The organism is Nocardia carnea NBRC 14403 (assembly GCF_000308515.1).
GTDB classification, from domain to species: Bacteria; Actinomycetota; Actinomycetes; order Mycobacteriales; family Mycobacteriaceae; genus Nocardia; species Nocardia carnea.
The window spans coordinates 57,499-76,925 of record NZ_BAFV01000020.1 but is presented as its reverse complement, the minus strand read 5'-3'; the positions used below and the strand labels follow the sequence as shown (position 1 = coordinate 76,925).

Genomic DNA, 19,427 nt, shown 5'->3' with positions numbered 1-19,427 from the left:
CCTTGCCGCACCGGTGTGACTCGGCCACGATCACAGCATGCTGTTGACGATCACCTGCACACCGGTTGCGGGCAGTGCTACGCCCGCAACCGATCTCGGGTTCCTGCTGCACAAGAACCCGGACCGGGTGCAGGAATTCGGATTGTCCTACGGCACCGCGCATGTGCTCTACCCGCAGGCCACCGCCGACCGGTGCACCGCGGCACTGTTGCTGGAAGTAGACCCGGTACGCCTGGTCCGCGGCCGGTCCAAGGGACCGCAGGCGTTCGCTCTCGGCCAGTACGTGAACGACCGGCCCTACGCCGCGTCTTCGCTGCTGTCGGTGGCGATCGGCGCCGTATTCCGCAGCGCACTGCGCGGTGAGTGCGCACAGCGCCCGGAACTGGCCCGCACCCCCTTGCCGCTGCGGCTGGAACTCCCGGCACTGGGCTGCCGGGGCGGCCCCGAACTCGCCGAACGGATCTTCGCCCCGCTCGGCTGGTCGGTGGACGCCACACCCTTGCCGCTCGATCCGGCGTTCCCCGCGTGGGGTGATTCGGCGCATCTGCGTCTGGTACTGAGCGCAACGGTGCGACTGGCCGATGCACTCAACCACCTCTACGTCCTGCTGCCTGTCCTCGACGGGGCCAAGCACTACTGGCTCGACAACGACGAGGTGGACAAATTGCTCCGCGCCGGCGGGGGCTGGCTGGCCGCCCATCCGGAGCGCGGCTGGATCACCCGCCGCTACCTCGCCCGCCGCCAGTCGCTGGTCCGCACAGCCCTGGCCCGGCTGGCCGAACTGGACAACTCCGACCCCGCGGAACTCGGCGCGGTCGATGAAGCGATCCAGGCGGACCAGACCGCGGCCGAGCCGCACGGCACCTCGGCGCGCGTCCCCGGTTCGGTCGCGCCCGGCATCGCCGCGGATTCCTCCGCTCAGGACATGCGCGGCGTCCTCACGGCAGCGATCGACGCTGCGGGCCGTTCGCCCGGCATGGGCCTGACTTCGACCACAACACCGGGCGACTATGCGCCCGCGGGCACGACGGCAGGCTCCGACACGGGCCGCTCCGCGCACGAGGACCCGGTTTCGGCCACGGCCGCGCGGGCGAATGACGGCACCCCCACGGCGTCGCTGGCGGTGCAGCGGCGGGCGGCGGTGGTTGCCGCGCTGCGAGAGGCCGGGGCGGCCCGGATCCTCGACCTCGGTTGCGGTGAAGGCGCCTTGCTGCGGGATCTGCTCGGCGACAGTTCTTTCCGGGAGATCATGGGCGTGGATGTCTCCACCCGCGCACTGTCGATCGCGCGCCGCCGGTTGCGGCTCGATCGGCTGCCGGAGAGGGTCGCGCGCAGGCTGACCTTGCGGCAGGGATCGCTCACCTATACCGACAGCGCGCTGCGCGGGTTCGACGCGGCCGTGCTGATGGAGGTCATCGAACATATCGATCCGCCGCGGCTGCCCACGGTCGAGTACGTCGTATTCGGGGCCGCAGCGCCGCAGTCGGTGCTGGTGACCACGCCCAATGCCGAATACAACGTGCGGTACGACGGTCTGCCGGCGGGCGCGTTCCGCCACAGCGACCATCGTTTCGAATGGAACCGGGCAGAGTTCCGGTCCTGGGCGCAACGGATCGCCGGACACTACGGCTACGAGGTCCGGTTCGCACCGATCGGCTTCCCCGATCCCGAGGTCGGCCCGCCGACCCAGCTCGCGGTGTTCACCCGCGCCCACACCGCAACCGAAGGAGCCCCGCAGTGACCGATCTCGCCGTACCGGATCTGTGCCTGGTGGTGCTCATCGGTTGCACCGGGTCGGGGAAATCGACCTTCGCCCGCACACATTTTCCGCCGACGTCGGTGATCTCCTCGGATATCTGCCGCGGGCTGGTGAGCGACGACGAGAACGACCAGTCGGCGACACCGGAGGCGTTCGCGCTGCTGCACCATATCGTCGGGGTGCGGTTGCGACGCGGGCTGCGGACCGTGGTCGATGCCACCAATGTGCAGCCGGGCGCCCGCAAGGAGCTCGTCGCGCTCGCCCGGGACCACGATGTGCTGCCGGTGGCGATCGTGCTGGATGTACCGGATTCGGTATGCCTGGAACGGAACGCGCGGCGACCGGATCGCGCCGCGCTGGGTGCCCACGTCGTACACCGCCAGCAGCGGGAGCTGCGGCGCGGACTGCGCGGGCTGGAACGCGAGGGATTCCGGCGGGTACATACTCTGCGCGGCGCCGAGGAGATCACCGCGGTGCGGATCGTGGACGAACGCCTGTGGAACGACCGCCGCGACCTCACCGGACCGTTCGATGTGATCGGCGATATCCACGGCTGCCGGTCGGAGCTGGAAACCCTGCTCGCCACGCTCGGCTACCGGATCGATCGCGATACGGCGGGCCGGGCCGTGGGCGCCCGCCACCCCGCGGGCCGGACCGCGGTTTTCGTCGGCGATCTGGTCGATCGTGGTCCCGATACGCCGGGCGTGCTGCGATTGGTGATGGGAATGGCCGCCACCGGAGACGCACTGTGCGTCACCGGTAACCACGAGCACAAACTCGTCCGCGCCCTGTCCGGCCGGAAGGTGAAACCGACCCATGGGCTGGCCGAATCGCTGGCTCAGCTCGCGGAGACCGACGACGAATTCCGGGCGGCCGCACTCGATTTCTGCCGGGGCCTCATCAGCCACTATGTACTCGACGGCGGCCGGCTGGTCGTGGCCCACGCCGGGCTGAAGCAGGAGTATCACGGGCGGTCCTCCGGACGCGTCCGGTCTTTCGCCATGTACGGCGAGACCACCGGCGAAACCGACGAATTCGGCCTGCCGGTGCGCTACCCGTGGGCCGAGGAGTACCGCGGCCGGGCGACCGTCCTGTACGGCCACACACCGGTCGCCGACCTGCGCTGGGTGAACAACACGCTGTGCCTGGACACCGGCGTGGTCTTCGGTGGGCAGCTGTCGGCGCTGCGGTACCCGGAGCGGGAGACGGTCTCGGTACCGGCCGAGCAGATCTGGTACGAACCGGTGCGCCCGCTGGCGCCGGTAGGCGGTGGTCCGGCCACCGATGGCCCCACGCACCGCGATCCCGGCATCCTCGATCTCGACGATGTATTCGGCCGCCGCGTGGTCGAAACCCGCCACCACGGGCGGGTCGGGGTCCAGGAGGAGAACGCGAGCGCAGCACTCGAGGTGATGAGCCGGTTCGCCGTGGACCCGCGCTGGCTGGTCTATCTGCCGCCGACCATGGCTCCGTGCGCCACCTCCGAATTACCGGGCTACCTCGAGCATCCGGCCCAGGCGTTCGAGTACTTCCGCGGTGAGGGCGTGACGCGGGTGGTGTGCGAGGAGAAACATATGGGGTCGCGGGCGGTGGTGCTGCTGGCTCGTTCCGCGGAAGCGGCCGCCGAACGATTCGGCGTGGTGCAGGGCACCGGCATGATCTACACCCGCACGGGGCGGCCGTTCTTCGACGAGCCCGACCGGACCGAAGCCCTGCTGGCCCGCATCCGTACGGCGGCCGAAACCGCTGGACTGTTCGACGAGTTGCGCACCGGCTGGCTGCTGCTCGACACCGAGATCATGCCCTGGTCGGCGAAGGCACAACAGCTACTGCGCAATCAGTACGCGGCGGTCGGCGCCGCGGCGCGGGCCTCGGTCGAAACGGCCAGCGAGGTGCTGGCAGCGGTGGCCGCCCGGGGGCAGGATGTCGGCGAGCTGCAGGCCCGGATGAGCGGCCGGTCCGCCGATATCGATGCCTTCACCCGCGCCTACGGTCGCTACTGCTGGCCCGTCGACGGGCTCGCCGGGTTGCGAGTGGCGCCGTTCGGACTGCTCGCCGGTGAGGGTGCGAATTACGCCGTACGCGACCACCACTGGCAGCTGGACCTACTCGACCGGCTGGTCGCCGCCGACCCGGATCTGCTGACCACCACCAGGCGGGTGACCGTCGACCTCACCGACCCCGGCAGCGAGGCGGCCGCCACCGCGTGGTGGCTGTCGCTGACCGGCGACGGCGGTGAGGGCATGGTGGTGAAGCCGGTGGACGCCCTGGTGCACGCCGCGCCGAAGTCGCGCGGACCGGAGGCACACACAACGACGGGCGCGGCCGGCTCGGCCATTGTGGGGGCCACGATCGACGCGGGCCACACGAGCTCCGCGGGCAACGCGGGCGAGCTTCCGGCTCGCGACGGGCGAGCAGGCAGCGCCCGCGAGCAGCCGGGCGGCAGTGAACTTCTCGAGGAAGGTGTGGTTGTGACGGGAAACCGTGACAACCGGGTACCGGGAGGCCGGCTCGTCCAGCCGGGTGTCAAATGCCGCGGGCCGGAGTATCTCCGGATCATCTACGGCCCCGAGTATTTGCGCCCGGAGAACCTGCGTCGCCTGCGGTCCCGGGGGCTGGGCCGGAAACGGGCGCTGGCGCTGCGTGAGTATGCGTTGGGCCTGGAGGCGCTGGACCGTCTCGCCGCGGGGGATCCGCTGTGGCGGGTCCACGAGGCGGTGTTCGCGGTGTTGGCACTCGAATCCGAACCGGTCGATCCGCGACTCTAAGTGTTGCGGCCGCGGATGATGTCCGCCGCGGCCGCAGCCTCACTGTCCCCTGTTGCCTGGCACGCAGCGATATGGCGAGTTTCGGCACGTCTCACCCTTCCCATCCACGGGAAAGAAACGCGCATATATCCAAACACTCGTGTACCGTACCGTTAGACAGCGGCACATAGAACGACGGACCTACCAATGATGATTCGCCGTACAAGTTCTACACCGCCCAAAGGAACGGAAGACGACCATGATCATCGCTCGCACCCACAAACTGGTGAAGAAAATAGCCGCGGCAGCCGCCTTGACCGGAGCCCTCGTCCTGGCGCCCGCCGGCCTGACAGCACAGACAGCCCAAGCCGATGTCGGCCACAGCACCCGCGGTGATTCACACCCGGGTAACGGCACATACAACGACACCCATGCGGTTCCTGCCGACACCAGCAACCGCAGCGAGCCCGTGCACGCGATCCCGGCATACCGCAGCGAAACCTACGACGGCGACGGCGCCTTCCACGACATCTGCGCGTACAAGCCCTACTTCTACGCCTGCGGCTGATCCCGGGCGCGGCTGCCCTACCGTGATCCCGGTTACCGCCGGCCCCGGCGACCCGCGGCAGCCCGTTCGGTATCGACGGTAGGGGCCAGCTCATCCGGGACATGACCGGCGATTGCGCGGCGCGAGCCGATCAGCAGCTTCTGCCGGATACTCGCGACCTGCGCATCCACAGTGCGCACCGAGCTCCCCCGCCGCTCGGCGATCGCGCTGTTCGTCCAGCCCGCGGCGGCCAGCACCGCGACCGCACGTTCGGCCGGTGACAACACATCCCAGCGCTCGGCACCCGGCGCGGCGGATACTACGGCCGGGTCCGCGACGATCGGCCAGCTGCGCTGGAGATATTGCTGGACCATAGTGCTACCCGGCCGGTACTGCCGACCGCGCCGTTCGGCCGCCGCGACCTCCTCGTATCCGAGGATCGCCGTGGCAACCGCCGTCGCCCTGCGCACCCCCTGCGCCAACATCGGGACTCGTTCCACGTTGATACCCATCGACCGGTGGCAGGCGCGAAAAACCCCGGACAGCCAGGCCAGTTCGCCGGCGCGCGCATGTACGGCGACCGGTCCACCCACGGCTGCGGGATCGCCGGACAGCACGTGGGTGAGGACCACCATGCACACCGCGACCGACCACGAGGCCTTCCAGGTATCTCCGACAGCGAACCGCCCGGACACCGCCGCGTGGGCCGGCCGTAGCGCCGCCGCCGGCTCGGCCGACCGGGCCAGCGCCAGCGCGCGCGCCACCCGGGCCCAGTGCACCGAGAGCGCCGATTCCGCGGCCACCGAACGGTCGAGGTGCGCGCGGGTTTTCGCGTCGGCCTGCGCCGGCTCACCCAGCATTGCCGCGGCCAGAGCGGTGAACACCCCGGCGCGTTCGATTCCTATCCGATCCCCCTGCTCGGTGAACTTACGGCTCGCTCGGTCCAGCACCGTCACGGCGCGGGGATCCATGTGGAACAGCATGAGCTCCAGGCCGCGGATCCACTCCACCGATGGCGGCAACCCGATATCGGTTGCGGGATTCCGCCGCCACGAATCGTCATCGTCCTTCCCGGGCAGCCACCCGGCCACACAGTCGTTCAGCAACCGCCGTGCACGCGCGCTGTCGCCCTCCCACAGGCTGAACCAGCCCAGCAGAGCAGTGGCACGGATCCGGTGCGGGCTGTCGGTCCGGTCCCGCGTGACATCGAGCGCCGCGGCGGTCAGCCGGGACAGCGCACAACTACCGCCGTTCACGAACGGCACCCAGACCGATAACAGCACCGAGGCCGTCTCCAGTCCGATCAATGCCTCGCCGGGATCGGCCAGCCCGGTTTCGATTCCGATGAGAATATCGTCCCACGAGGTACGCGCCCAGGTCAGCCACGTTTCTTCCGCGGGCCCGTACCAATGCGAACGGGCCTCGGCCACCCGGTCCCGGTAGTAGCGCCGATGCCGGCCGGCCAGCCGGGCGGATTCGGCCGAGTCGCGCCGCAGCCGGTCACCGGCGAACAGTCGCACGCTTTCCACCAGGTACCAGCGCACACTGTTCTCGGTGCGGAAGGTGGAGACGAGCGAACGCTCGGCCAGCCGCTCCAGCAGTGGAGCCACCCGCTCGGGCGGTAACCGGTCGTCGGCACAGACCGCGGAGACCGCATCGGATTCGACACCGTTACGCTGCGGTTCCACGCCGTCGGTTTCGTATCCCGCCGCGAATACCGACATTCGGCACAGCAGGAGTTGCTCGTCGGCGCAGCACAGGTCGAACGACCAGGCGATCACGTCGAAGACACCGCGGTGGCGGCGCTCGCTTCCCGATCGGATGCTCTGCGACCAGCGCATCCGCTGATCGTCGGCGCCCCCGGTGAGTTCGGCCAGCACCATGGCAGGCGGCTGGTGCCGAAGTCGTGCCGCGGCCAGCCGGATGAGCAGCGGCGAATGTTCGACCCGGCGGCAGATACGGCGCACGATCGCCAGCTGGCCGGGGTCGTCGGCGACCGGCCGGCCGGTGAGTTCGGCACGCTGCCGGAACAATTCCAGGGACTGAGCCGGGGGCAGCGGGCCCACCGCGACGAGGTATTCGTCGGCCCAGCCGATGGGTTCACGGCTGGTGGCCAGGATCGTCAAGTCCGATGTCCCGGAGAGCAGGTCGATCACGACGCGGCCCACCGACGCCAGGACGTGTTCACAGTTGTCCAGGACCAGGATGGCGCCCTCGGACCCCGCCCCGGCGCGGCCGCCCACCCCGAGATCGAACGAGCACGGGTCGCTGATATCGGTGCGCACCACCGAGCGCAGCACGTTCTCGGCGGAATTACCGCAGTCGCGGTCCAGTTCGGCCAGCCGGGCCCAGTAGACCGGGCGGCCTGGATCGATCCGCCGCAGTGCCTCGGCAGCAAGCCGCGTCTTACCGATTCCGCCGGGGCCGACAAGCGTGATCAGCCGTGCGGCCGGCACCGCCAGTAGGTCGTGTAGGCGTGCGAGTTCCCGTTCCCGACCGAAGAACTCGGTCGCGGATGCGGCGGGTACCGCACCATCCGGGTAGATCACCACCATAGAGACGTAAATTAGTGCACGCGGAGGTCGGCTGTGTAGCGAACCCGTTCATTTACGGTTACCTGGGGTTGCGCACAGGCGTAACGCTCAGCACAGCATTCGTTCCGGATGCCGGTAGTGCATCTGCACTACCGCACTGTCGAAGGTCAGCACATTCACCAGGCACAGTCCGGTGGTATCGACCGGCGAGCGGAACAGCGGCACCCCGTCACCGAGCAACATCGGGTGGACGAACAGGCGATACTCGTCCACCAGATCGTGTTCGATGAACGTGGCGGCGGTTTCGGCACCGCCGAGCAGGGCAATGTTCTGTCCCGCGGCTTTCCGGCGCCGCACCTCCGCGACGAAGCCGGCACCGAGAACCTCGGTGTTCCAGGCCGGATCCCGAAGCGTCCGGCTGACCACGAGTTTGGGAACCGCCCGCCAGAACCGTGCGAACTCCACATAGAACGGCGAGACCGGGGTGAGGTCGGCGGTCGGCCAGAATGCCGACATGATGTCGTGGGTCTTGCGCCCGTACAGCAGGACGTCGGCCTGCCTGAGCTCACTCAGGTACTCGGTACAGAGTTCCTCGTCGACAACCGGCCAGTGGACCGTCTCGTCGGGCCCCTCGGCGAACCCGTCCAGAGATATCTGCATCCACAGCGTCACACTTCCCATGCCCATGCCTCATCTACCGCGTCGGTACCAGGCAGCAGATTGTGCCCGTACCGCGGGAACCGCGCATCGGTATCGGAGGAAAACATACTTAGGTATATGGCGGGGCAGCCGAAGGGCCACCACCGAATGTATCGTCATACAACGAAACATTGCGGGTCGCACGTTCCCAGCGTGGAGAAGACGAATGACGGGGCGCCGGTTCAGCTCTCGGTGGGCAGCTCGGACAACTCGCTGTCGCTTTCGATGTAGTGCGCGACGAACCGGTTGACCAGTTCCGCGGCCGCCCTCCCCGGTAGCGTCCGGGCCACTTGGAGCTGCCCGGTCAGCTCGGCCAGATCTGCGTCGTTACGCTCCGATTCCCGGTACTTCTGCCAGGCGGTGCGATGGAAGAGGTCCACGAAGCGGCGGGCCATCCGGTCACAATCTGCCCGCATCCGTTCCAGTTCGCCCAGGACCTCGGCGTCGGGCACCCCCGCCGCCGCCAGTTGCTCGGCCATCCGGATGAGCTGCCGGTCGGCGGGCCGATAAGTAGCGGCATCCACGGGCTCGTACAAACCGATTGCCACGATCCGTGCCAGCCCGTTGGGTACCGAGGCGTACCGTTCCTGCAGTTCGGTCGCGGCAATGGTATCGGCGGCCGGGGCCGGTTCCCCGGCCGGCGTCTCGCCGGTTTCCGAACCGCCGAGCAGCGCGCCGACACCGAGGATATCGCCGAGATCGTCACCGCGATCCCACGCCTTGAGCAATTCCTTGATGCCGTTGAGCTTGATTCCCCTGTCCAGCAACCTGCTGATCGTGCGCACCCGATTGAGGTGATCGGGGCTGTAATAGCCTGTCCGCCCCTTGACCTGCGGTGGGGGAAGAACCCCTCGTTCGTGATAAACCCGCAGGCTGCGCACGGTCGTGCCGGCGGCGCGCGCCAGCTCGTCGATCGTGTACTCCACACCAGCAGCCATACAACAAGGAAACCACATCGAAACGGTAACGAGCCCCGCTGGACACGACCGAAACGTCCGCTTCAATCCGCGTTGGTCAAGGATTCGTCAATTCGTCGCCCTTCGAGCAGCGGCACGTTGGGCATGGGTGCGTCGTTCATCTTCCGACATTCCGCCCCAGACGCCGTACGGTTCACCCACTGTCAGCGCGTAACTGCGACAGTTGTCCAGTACCGGACAGGAATCGCAGATCTGCTTCGCACGGCGCACCCGGGCGGCGCGCGCCCGGCCGCGTTCGCCCTCCGGATGGAAGAACACCGTCGATTCCAGACCGCGGCAGGACCCGAGCAGCTGCCAGTCCCATACGTCGGCGGCAGGGCGCCGAGACGGGATCACGGTGGCCATAGACAACTCCTTACCCGCAATTCTGTAGGCCAGCCTAATTACTCCCCACATATGGGAATCGACTTTCCTCGGCCGTCGCCCGACTTCCCTCCAGTGGCGAATCCGATTTCCGCCGGACTCACCGGAACGGACTTATTCTGCGGATATGAGTGAGCTACCGGGGGCACGGATATCCGTCGGGGAGCGTGAACGCGCCTTACGGGAGCTCGCCGAACATCTGGGCGCGGGCCGGCTGACGCTCGGCGACTACGAGGACCGGGCCGGCGCGGTGACAGCCGCGACCACCACAGCAGAGCTGGCGAGGCTGTTCACCGATCTCCCCGCCGCGCCGGCACCGTCGATAGCTCCGCAGCCCACCGATCCCGCCATGGGTTTCGCGATCATGGCCGGCTGTGCAGCCGCTTTCGCCTTGATACTCGCCCTCGCCTTCGGCGGGTGGTTGTGGCTGCTACTGCTGGTCGTTGTCCTGGTCTCGGCACCCCTGCTGCCCGCCGCGCTACGCCGCCGACGGGCACCGGGGCCCCTTTGAGCTGCTCACCACCAGGTACGCGGCCGGACACTGTTGGCGAGGTCCACCAGGCGGTACCGGTGCAGCCGCTCGGGGGCGCTACGGGCCAGTGCCCGCAGCCGCGACTCCAGGCCACTGCGCAAACCGGCCACGGTGAGTGGATACCCGAGCAGGACGATGTCGGTGGTAGCGGGCCGCATCCGCGAACGCAGCCATTCCAGGGCCGCCCCCACCACCACGACCTGCAACTGCAAGGCCCGCGGTTCGTCGGCGATCTCCAGCCGCGAAGCGGCTTCGAGCAGATCGACCTCGGTGATCTCGCGATGCGGCCGCGAGACCAGCAACAGACTTCCGGTCATCCGAGCGGTGCGGTAGTGACGTGAGGTGTCGGGAACCTCGTCGAGTACCTGCACCGCCTGCAGCGGTTCACCGTCGGCCGCCAGCCGCCGAGCCAGGCCGAATGCCGCGCTGACCACACCGTGGTTGGTCTGCCAGACCAGGCGGTAGAACTCGGTGGCGGCCCGGTGCCAGCGATCCATGTCGGCGAGGTCGCCGGCCGTAGCGGGTGTTTCGGACTGCAGCACCAGCTCCGCGGTGGCGGCCAGCGCCAGGGCGGGCGCGATCTCACCGGGGAGCATGGTGTGCACCTCGTCGAAATGCAGGTAGGCACGCTGATACTGCCCCTCCAGCAGCGCCGCGACCCCGCTGAACCATTCCACCCGCCAATCGGTGACCGCCCGCGGTCGCAGCACCTCCAGCAGCGCCGTCGCCGAGGGCAGATCTCCCAAGTCGATATGGGCGCGGATCGCGGCCAGCGCCCCCTCGACCTCGAAGGTTTCCGGGGCGTCGATGGTGCCGGCCGCAATCCGCTCGGCAGTTTGGCGCAATGAATCCAGCGTGCGCCGCGCGTCCCCGTGCAACAGCGGTGCGAGCAGTTCCACACTGGGGTCGTCGGCGTCGATCAGCGGGATCGGCAAGGCCGCAACGACCGATTCGGTATCGAGAACCGAGCTGCGGTGCGCACCGTCGACCATCCCATCGGTCTGACCGATCAACGCATCGATCCCGAAGTCACCGCGCAGCGACCCGAATTCTGCGGACGCCTGCGGATGCTCGCGGCCGGTGTCGGCGGCCAGCACCATCCGCAGCACTCCGGCCAGCTGGCAGTACATGGCGTAGGTGGACGGAAAACGGCGGCTCGGATCGGGATGGGTCGCCCGGACCAGCAGCCGATGCAGGCACGGATACTTCCGCAGTAACGGGTAGCCCTCCGGCGTGGGGATATCCGCACAGTAATTTCCCTGGGCGTCCTTACGGAGGTCGAGGATGAGCGCTGCCAGCGTACGACCGGCGGCGTAGATATCGGAGGCAACCGTCGGCCCGGTTTCGATGATCTCCGGCGCCTGATAGCCGGGGGTGCCGTAGATGCTGCCGTAGGACTCCATGGCCGCGACCGCACCGAGATCGATGAGTTTGACCTCGTCGTCGGTGACCATGATGTTGTCCGGCTTCAGATCGTTGTAGGCCAGCCCGAACGAGTGCAGGTAGTCGAGTGCGGGCAGCACCTCCATCGTGTACGCCAGGGTCTCGGCCACCGGAATACGCTCCGGACCTGCCAGATCCAGCATCTTCTTCAACGACCGCCCGCCGACGTATTCCATGACGATATAGCCGTCGGCCTGCTCCCGATGAGAGCGGTGCTTGACGAAGTTGTAGATCTTGACCACGCCGGGATGGGTGATCTCGGAAAGGAACTGACGTTCGGCCAGCGCCACCACGTGCGCCTCGAAGTCCTGAGGATTCTGCAGACCCTTGAGCACGACCCAGCGATCACTGACGTTCGTATCGACCGCCAGGTAGATCCAGCCGAGACCACCGTGGGCCAGGCATCCCTTGACCACGTACTGCTCGGCAACCACCTCACCGGCGGACAGCGCGGGCAGGAAATTGTAGGCAGAACCGCATTGCGCGCACTCCCCCGAGACCGCGCCGGGACCGTCCGGCCCGGTCCGCCCGGTGGGCGCCTGGCATTTCCAGCAGAAACGTTTGCTCTCGGGGACCACCGGGTCCGCCAGCACCGCGGTGGCGGGATCCACCGGATCCACCCGGGGCAGGGCCACCAGCCCGGCGCCCAGCCGGCGCACACTCGGCCGGGAGCGGGCATTGCGGCCGGAGGGGGTTTCGTCGTCGAATCCGGCGAAGGGATCGAACTCCGCGTCGGGGTCCTCGTCATCTGCCAGCAGCAGAGCTTCGAGATCGTCGTCGTCCGGGTCGCCGAGACTGTTGAGCCGCGCGATATCGTCGCCGGTGAGCGCGGCAATGGCGCGGTCGAAATCGGAGAGGCCCGACGGCTCACCGGAATCGTCCGATCGCTGCACCGCGGCATCGCCGTTCGCTGTTCCGATCCCGTGGTCCGGCGCGACGGCATCGCTGGAGTCCGACCCCGTACCAACACCGGTATCCGGTCCGGCGACGGCCGGCGGAGGTGCCCCGATCACCGGAGCCGAACCCACGGTCACCGGAACGAAGACCCCGGACCCGCTCGGCGGCGCCGCGGCATCGGTGGGGCTGCGCGGGCCGCTCGCGCCGGATTCGGCGAGCAGTTCCTCCGCGGCGCGCGTGAGGTCCGATTCCGCGGCCGATCCCCGGTGCACACTTCCGCTGCTGGTGGTGCGCCGGGTCGACCAGGTGTGCGCCGCCCGCCGTGGCATCGCCGCGCCGCGGACCCGCCGCGGCGACCACGGCGGCGACAGCGGGTGCTCGGACGAGCTGGAATGCTCTGGCATGCACGACCTCTCAAACCCACAGGGTGAACCGAGAGTCCATTGTGATCCTGCACCCTGGAGGCCGATGAACCGGCGTTCCCTTTGCTGGGAATGCGTACTTCCCCGGAGGCGCTGCCTCCGGGGAAGTACGCGGTCGCGCGGGCGACCTTACTGCTGGTCTTCGGGCTCGTCCAGGACGCGCACCGTGGAGGCCGATTCCGTGGACTTGGCGAGCGAAGGAGCCGGTTCGGCACGCTGCTCGACGAGTTCGTTCACTCCCTTGCGGGCGAGGAACCAGCCGCCCACCAGGGCCGGGACACCGATGACCACCATCGCGATCACCGCTGCCCGCTGTTCGATTTCATCGCTGAACAGCATCAGCAGGACGACTACGGCCAGGAAGCCAAGGGTCGCGTAGTTGGTGTACGGGGCACCGGGCAACCGGAACTTCGGCCGGGTCACCTTGCCTTCCTGGGACCAGCGGTACAGCTTCTGCTGGCAGAGCAGGATCGCTGCCCACGAGAAGATGGTGCCCAACGCGGAGACGTTCAGCACGATCTCGAACGCCTGCTCGGGCACCAGCGCGTTCAGACCGACACCGATCAGTGCGATGGCACCGGTCGCGAGGATCCCGACGTAGGGCACGCCGTTCTTGGACATCCGGCCGGCGATCTTCGGCGCACTGCCGTTCATCGACATCGACCGCAGGATGCGGCCGGTCGAGTACAGACCTGCGTTCAGGCTGGAGAAGGCCGCGGTCAGCACCACCAGGTTCATCATCGAACCGGCGCCGTCGATCCCGATCTTGGAGAAGAAGGTGACGAACGGGCTCTCACCGGCGGTGAAGACGGTGTAGGGCAGCAGCAGGGCGAGCAGAATCAGCGAGCCGACGTAGAACAGTGCGATCCGGGCGATCACCGAGTTGATGGCGCGCGGCATGATCTTCTCGGGGTTTTCCGTTTCACCGGCCGCGGTGCCCACGAGTTCCACTGCGGCGTAGGCGAAGACCACACCGGTGGTGACGACGATCAGGGGCAGGAATCCGGTGGGGAACCAGCCGCCGTTGTCACTGATGATGCTGAATCCGGTGGCCTGGCCGTCGATCTCGAAGCGGCCCGCCAGGAAGATGGTGCCGAGGATCAGGAAGCCCACCAGGGCCACGACCTTGATCAGCGCCGCCCAGAACTCCAGCTCACCGAACCATTTCACCGAGATCATATTGATCGCGACGACGATAGCGAGGGCGATCAGCGCGATGGTCCATTGTGGTATCACCTCGAACGCGCCCCAGAAGTGGACGTAGGTGGCGATCGCGGTGATATCCACGATGCCGGTCATGCACCAGTGGAAGAAGTACATCCAGCCGACCGAAAAGGCCAGCTTCTCCCCGTGGAATTCGCGAGCGTACGAGACGAACGAGCCCGAGGACGGGCGGTGCAGGACCAATTCGCCCAGGGCGCGCAGAATGAAGAATACGAAGATTCCGCAGACGGCGAATACCAGGAACAGCCCGGGTCCGGCCTCACGAAGGCGGCCGGCGGCACCGAGGAACAGCCCGGTGCCGATGGCGCCACCGATGGCGATCATCTGGAGCTGCCGGGGGCGCAGCGACTTGTGGTAGCCCGCGTCTTCGGCGTGCAGGCCCTCCGCCGGCGCCGCCTGTCCCCGAGGCTCTTGAACAGTGGTCATTGTCTTGCCTTTCGAGTGGCGCAGATCATGTCTGCGAGCAATGTACCGCTAGATAGCGGCACGATCAATAGGTGGCCGCCGACCGTAATCCGGTAGGAATCCTCGCCTTTCATCGAGAAACGGGTTCAAGCGCAGGTGGGCAGCCTGATTGATCGAGCCGCTGACTGGCGTTACGCTGAGTAAGTCAGCTGCAGAGGAGTGTCCGATGGCCTGGTTCGAACGCGAGTTCATCGCCGTCCCGGAGACCGGCAAGAAACAACTCGTCTACAAGTGGCCGGATATGAACATCCGGCGCTACTCCCGCGCCATCGTCAACGCCGACCAGACAGCGCTGTTCATGAAGTCCGGTCATGTTCTGGGCGTGCTGGGCCCGGGCCGGCACCGCATAGACGCCGATGAGCTTCCCGTTCTCGGCGCGCTGGTGGACACCCTGTCCGGCGGCAACTACTACCGGGCCGAACTCTATTTCGTCTCGACCCGCGAGTTCGCCGGTATCAAGTTCGGCGGCCGGCTGGCCGATATTGCAGACCCGGTCAGCGAGCAGATCGTCACGCTACGAGTGTTCGGAGAATTCGCGCTGACGGTCCGCGACGCTCAGCAGCTGATCACCTCATTGGCCGGTAGCACCGATCTGCACGATCCGGCCGGAATCGAGTCGTGGAGCGCCGATCTGCTGCTCAAATCCATGAAAGTGGCGGTGACCCGAGAAGTCTCCCGCGGCGAATGGCCCGTACTCGGCCTGTCGGGCGAACTGCCCGCGATCGAGCGCGCCGTTCTGGAGCAGACCAACACCACCCTCTACGAGTACGGTCTGCGAGTCCCCCGCCTCGGAAACTTCGACATCACGCTGGCCCCCGAAGATGCCGATCGACTCAAACGACTGGCGAAGGATGTCACCTATATCCGCCTGGCCGGCGATTTCCGGCAGTACGCTGCCGGTGAGATGGCCTTGGGCGCCGGCCACGGCTTGGCCACCGGACACGGCCACGACGGGGGTTTCCTCGGCGCGACCCTGGGGATCAACGCCCTGCAGCAGTCGAATCCGCCGGTCACCGGGGGCGGTACGGCTGTTCCGACGTCACCGTGGCAGCACCGAACCTCTCCGGAGCGAATCCCGCAGCCCGGCTTACCGGCCGGTGCCGGATCCGCGGAACTTCCGCCCGGAACCACACCCGGCGGATCACCGCCGACGGGTACCGCCGCACCGTCGTGTACCGGCTGCAATGCCGTCAACCCGGAGGGCGCCAACTTCTGCGTGAACTGTGGAATGCGGTTCGCGCCCGCCCGGATACCGGATTGCCGGGAATGCGGGGCACAGCTCGTCGCGACCGCGAAATTCTGCGGATCCTGTGGAAGCCCCACCCTGCCCAGCTGATCCGCGTTCGCCCACCTCGTTGGCGTGCGAACCGCACACCCCCCGCTTCCCGCCCCCGAACGCGCAGTCAGACCGCAACGCTCCGGGGTGGGAAGAGGGGTTGTGTGCTCAGACGACGGTTGCCGACTCCGAGGTCCCCGCCAGGCTACGGACCTGACGGGCCGCCACCGATAGCGTCGCCAGATCGTGACGGGCGACCCCGAAGATCTCGGTGAGCGTGGCGCGAGCCCGGGTCAGGCGCGACCGGTTCGTCTGCTCCCAATAGTCCAGCTTCTCCGCGACCAGGTCCTCCGGGGCGGTGGCTGAGGCGATATCAAGAGTCAGCAGGCGCAGCGATTCGTAGAGATCGTCACGTAGCGCCAGCCGGGCCAGCCCCGCCCAGCGCCGGTCGTAGTCGAGCTCGCCCACCGCACCGATCAGTCGGGTGATCTCCAGATGGGCGTTGAGCGCGAAATACAGTTCGGCCACCTCATGCGCGTCCCGTTCGGCGATATCGGCGATATCCAGCACATCCAGCAGCGGAAACAGCTGGATGAGGTGATAGACCTCGGTGGCCAGGCCGATGGGCGCGCCGTCGTCCGCCGCGGTGGCGGCCTGCGCCGCGACTCGTTCGGCCAGGGGCGTGGGCAGCCAGGCCGGGACCTGGCTCGCCAACGCCTGGATACCGTCGCGGTAGCGCGCGATATCGGCACTGATGGCAATCGGCTGCGGCCGATTCAGCAACAACCAGCGCGCGCCTCGTTCGAGGACGCGGTTGGTTTCCTGTTCGAGGCGGTCCCGCACCGCTGTCGGCATGGGGGTTGTCCGGATCCGATGCCACAAATCCCGCAGCCGGAAGATATCCACTGCGGCGGTGAATGCCCGCACGGCATCATCAGTCGTGGCACCGATCTCCTCGGCCAGCCGGAATGCGAAAGTCGCGCTGCCGAAATCGACCATCTCGTTGACCACGACGGTCGCCACGATCTCGCGGCGCAGTGGGTGTGTGGCGATGGCACCGGCGAAGCGGTCGCGCAGCGGGGTCGGGAAGTACTGCGGCAGGACAGCGGTGAAGGTCGGGCTGTCGGGCAGATCCCCGGCCAGCAGATCGGCTTTCAGCGCAAGCTTGACATGGGCGATAGCGGTGGCCAGTTCCGGTGAAGTGAGACCGGTCCCGGCTGCGATACGCCGTTCCATCTCCGCGTCCGACGGCAGCGCCTCCAGCAGGCGGTCCACACCACGCCGGGTTTCCAGTTCGGTGAGCAACCGGCGGTGGACGGCACCGCGCCGGTCGGCGACCGACCGGGAAAGCCCGATCCGGAAGTTCTGCGAGATATTGTCTCGCAGGACGAGTTCGGCGACCTCGTCGGTCATCTCCGCGAGCAATGGATTGCGGTCGGCGATATCCAGCTCACCGGCCGAGACCACGGCATCGAGCAGGATCTTGATGTTCACCTCGTGGTCGGAGCAATCGACCCCGGCGGAATTGTCCAGCGCATCGGTGTTCATCTTCCCACCGTTGCGACAGAATTCGATCCGCCCCAGCGCCGTGGCCCCCAGGTTGCCACCCTCACCGATCACCTTGACCCGCAGCCTGTCGGCATTCACGCGGACCGCGTCGTTGGACTTGTCGCCGACATCGGCATTGGTTTCGGTGCTCGCTTTGATATAGGTGCCGATACCGCCGTTCCACAGCAGATCCACCGGCGCCTCGAGAATCGCCCGGATCATTTCCGGCGGGGACAGCCGGGTGGTGGATTGCGGGAGCCCCAGGGCAGCACGAACCTGCGCTGTTACCGGAATCGCCTTGGCGGTGCGGTCGTAGATTCCGCCGCCCGCGCTGATCAACGACCGATCGTAATCAGCCCAACTCGACCGCGCCAACCCGAACAACCGCCGCCGCTCGGCAAACGACGACCCCGCATCCGGATCCGGATCCAAGAAAATATGGCGATGGTCGAACGCCGCGACCAGCCGAATATGCTCCGACAACAACATCCCGTTACCGAACACATCCCCACTCATATCCCCCACACCCACCACGGTGAAATCCTGCGACTGCGTATCCACCCCCAACTCCGCGAAATGCCGCTTCACGCTCTCCCACGCACCCCGCGCGGTGATCCCCATCGCCTTGTGGTCGTAGCCGGCCGAACCACCCGACGCAAACGCATCCCCCAACCAGAACCCGTAGCGCCCCGCCACATCATTCGCGATATCGGAGAACGCCGCCGTACCCTTATCCGCCGCAACCACCAGATACGTATCGTCACCGTCGCGGCGCACCACCCGATCCGGCGGCAATACCGTGCCGGTGCCGTGTTCGACATTGTCGGTCAGGTCGAGGAGTCCGGCGATGAAAGTGCGGTAGCAGGCCACGCCCTCCGTGGACAGCGCCTGCCGGTCGGCCGCGGCATCTCCGGTGGCGGCCGGCGGCTGTTTCACCACGAAACCACCCTTCGCACCCACCGGCACGATCACCGCATTCTTCACCGCCTGCGCCTTCACCAAACCCAAAATCTCGGTCCGGAAATCCTCCAGCCGATCCGACCAGCGCAAACCACCACGCGCCACCGCACCGAACCGCAGATGCACACCCTCCACCCGCGGCGAATACACGAAGATCTCGTACTTCGGCCGCGGCTGCGGCAGCACTGCGATCGATTGCGGATCGAATTTGAGCGAGAGATGCGCGGGCTGCTCACCGTCGGCGTTACGCCGGAAGTAGTTCGTGCGCAGGGTCGCCGTGACCACCCCGAGGACCGCTCGCAGCACCCGGTCGGTGTCCAGGCTGACGACGGCGTCGATCTCGGCCTCCAGCCGCATCGCGATTCCGGATGCGGATTCGCCGCTACCGTCGGGGTCGAAATAGGCTTCGAAGAGTTCAACGAATCCGCGCGACATTTCCGGGTTGGCGAGCAAGACCCGGGTGATCCCCGCGGCGCCGTAGGAGAAACCGGCCTGTTTCAGGTATTTCGCGTAGGCCCGCAGTACGACGACCTGGCGCCAGTGCAGACCGGCACGCAGGATCAGTTCGTTGAGCGCGTCGACATCCGCGGACCCGAACCACATGGCTTCGAATGCCGCAGTGAATCGCCGGGCGATGCCCTCACTGGCGGTGTCACCGGAACTGTCCAGATCGGCTTCCAGTTCGGGATCCAGCTCGGTACGTAGTACGGCCGAGACGACCCGCAGCCGGAAATCGTAGATCCACTCGGATCGTTCGCCGGTGGATTCGAGCTGGTAGGGCCGTTCGTCCACAACCTCCACGCCGAGGCTGTGCAGTACGGGCAGGACACGACTCAGCGAGACACCCTCCCCGGCGGCGTAGAGCGTGAACCGCCACTCCCCCGGCGGAGCATCCGCCGTCCGGTACAGCGCGGTCCGGAAACGCGCTGTACCCAATTCGTTCGGATCAATCCGGAATCGCATCGGCGAAACTGTGTCCTGCATTGTCGTCACCGTGATCCGCGCCTTTCCGCTTCGGTTTCGATCCTGATACA

11 protein-coding genes and 1 pseudogene are annotated in these 19,427 nt (G+C 67.3%); 5 read left to right on the top strand and 7 right to left on the bottom strand.

Translation table 11 applies throughout. The features are described from left to right. The first annotated feature begins 37 nt into the window (after positions 1–37). The 3 genes from ON22_RS06830 (at position 38) to ON22_RS06820 (ending at position 5,074) form a co-directional block, all read left to right on the top strand. Positions 38–1,741 (top strand): 3' terminal RNA ribose 2'-O-methyltransferase Hen1, encoded by a 1,704-nt coding sequence (locus tag ON22_RS06830; protein ID WP_033244682.1) that lies wholly within the window; start codon positions 38–40, stop codon positions 1,739–1,741. Continuing rightward, on the top strand, positions 1,738–4,527 hold the full coding sequence (locus ON22_RS06825) for a polynucleotide kinase-phosphatase (RefSeq protein WP_033244681.1): 2,790 nt from the start codon (positions 1,738–1,740) through the stop codon (positions 4,525–4,527). The genes ON22_RS06830 and ON22_RS06825 overlap by 4 nt, the downstream gene beginning before the upstream one ends. Positions 4,528–4,765: 238 nt before the next feature. Beyond that, on the top strand, positions 4,766–5,074 hold the full coding sequence (locus ON22_RS06820; protein WP_033244680.1) for a hypothetical protein: 309 nt from the start codon (positions 4,766–4,768) through the stop codon (positions 5,072–5,074). A gap of 32 nt (positions 5,075–5,106) precedes the next feature. On the opposite strand, the gene ON22_RS06815 is transcribed toward ON22_RS06820, so the two are convergent. The 4 genes from ON22_RS06815 to ON22_RS06800 all read right to left on the bottom strand — a co-directional run bounded on the left by ON22_RS06815 (position 5,107) and on the right by ON22_RS06800 (position 9,608). Next, on the bottom strand, positions 5,107–7,608 hold the full coding sequence (locus ON22_RS06815; protein WP_033244679.1) for an ATP-binding protein: 2,502 nt from the start codon (positions 7,606–7,608) through the stop codon (positions 5,107–5,109). A gap of 87 nt (positions 7,609–7,695) precedes the next feature. Continuing rightward, entirely contained in the window at positions 7,696–8,268 is a 573-nt protein-coding gene (locus ON22_RS06810) for a dihydrofolate reductase family protein (RefSeq protein WP_033245244.1), read from the bottom strand. Positions 8,269–8,468: 200 nt separating this feature from the next. After that, positions 8,469–9,224 carry a MerR family transcriptional regulator gene (locus tag ON22_RS06805; RefSeq protein ID WP_033244678.1) on the bottom strand — a complete coding sequence of 252 codons (756 nt, stop codon included), beginning with the start codon at positions 9,222–9,224 and terminating at the stop codon, positions 8,469–8,471. 87 nt (positions 9,225–9,311) lie between these two features. Next, positions 9,312–9,608 carry a WhiB family transcriptional regulator gene (locus ON22_RS06800; RefSeq protein WP_033244677.1) on the bottom strand — a complete coding sequence of 99 codons (297 nt, stop codon included), beginning with the start codon at positions 9,606–9,608 and terminating at the stop codon, positions 9,312–9,314. Between the two features lie 145 nt (positions 9,609–9,753). Here ON22_RS06800 and ON22_RS06795 point away from each other — a divergent pair, with 145 nt between their 5' ends. After that, positions 9,754–10,137: a DUF1707 domain-containing protein gene (locus tag ON22_RS06795; protein ID WP_033244676.1), complete on the top strand. Its 384-nt coding sequence runs from the start codon at positions 9,754–9,756 to the stop codon at positions 10,135–10,137. 5 nt (positions 10,138–10,142) lie between these two features. On the opposite strand, the gene ON22_RS06790 is transcribed toward ON22_RS06795, so the two are convergent. Continuing rightward, positions 10,143–12,902 (bottom strand): serine/threonine-protein kinase, encoded by a 2,760-nt coding sequence (locus ON22_RS06790; protein WP_231508608.1) that lies wholly within the window; start codon positions 12,900–12,902, stop codon positions 10,143–10,145. Between the two features lie 147 nt (positions 12,903–13,049). Continuing rightward, positions 13,050–14,570, bottom strand: a complete 1,521-nt coding sequence (locus ON22_RS06785) for an amino acid permease (RefSeq protein WP_033244675.1) — start codon at positions 14,568–14,570, stop codon at positions 13,050–13,052. Positions 14,571–14,775: 205 nt separating this feature from the next. Between ON22_RS06785 and ON22_RS06780 the strand changes: the two genes are divergently transcribed. Next, positions 14,776–15,945, top strand: coding sequence for an SPFH domain-containing protein (locus ON22_RS06780; RefSeq protein ID WP_033244674.1), 1,170 nt, complete (start codon positions 14,776–14,778; stop codon positions 15,943–15,945). Between the two features lie 108 nt (positions 15,946–16,053). Here the strand turns inward: ON22_RS06780 and ON22_RS06775 are convergent. Continuing rightward, positions 16,054–19,302 (bottom strand): annotated as a pseudogene (locus tag ON22_RS06775) (NAD-glutamate dehydrogenase); the annotation flags it as partial. Positions 19,303–19,427: the final 125 nt, after the last annotated feature.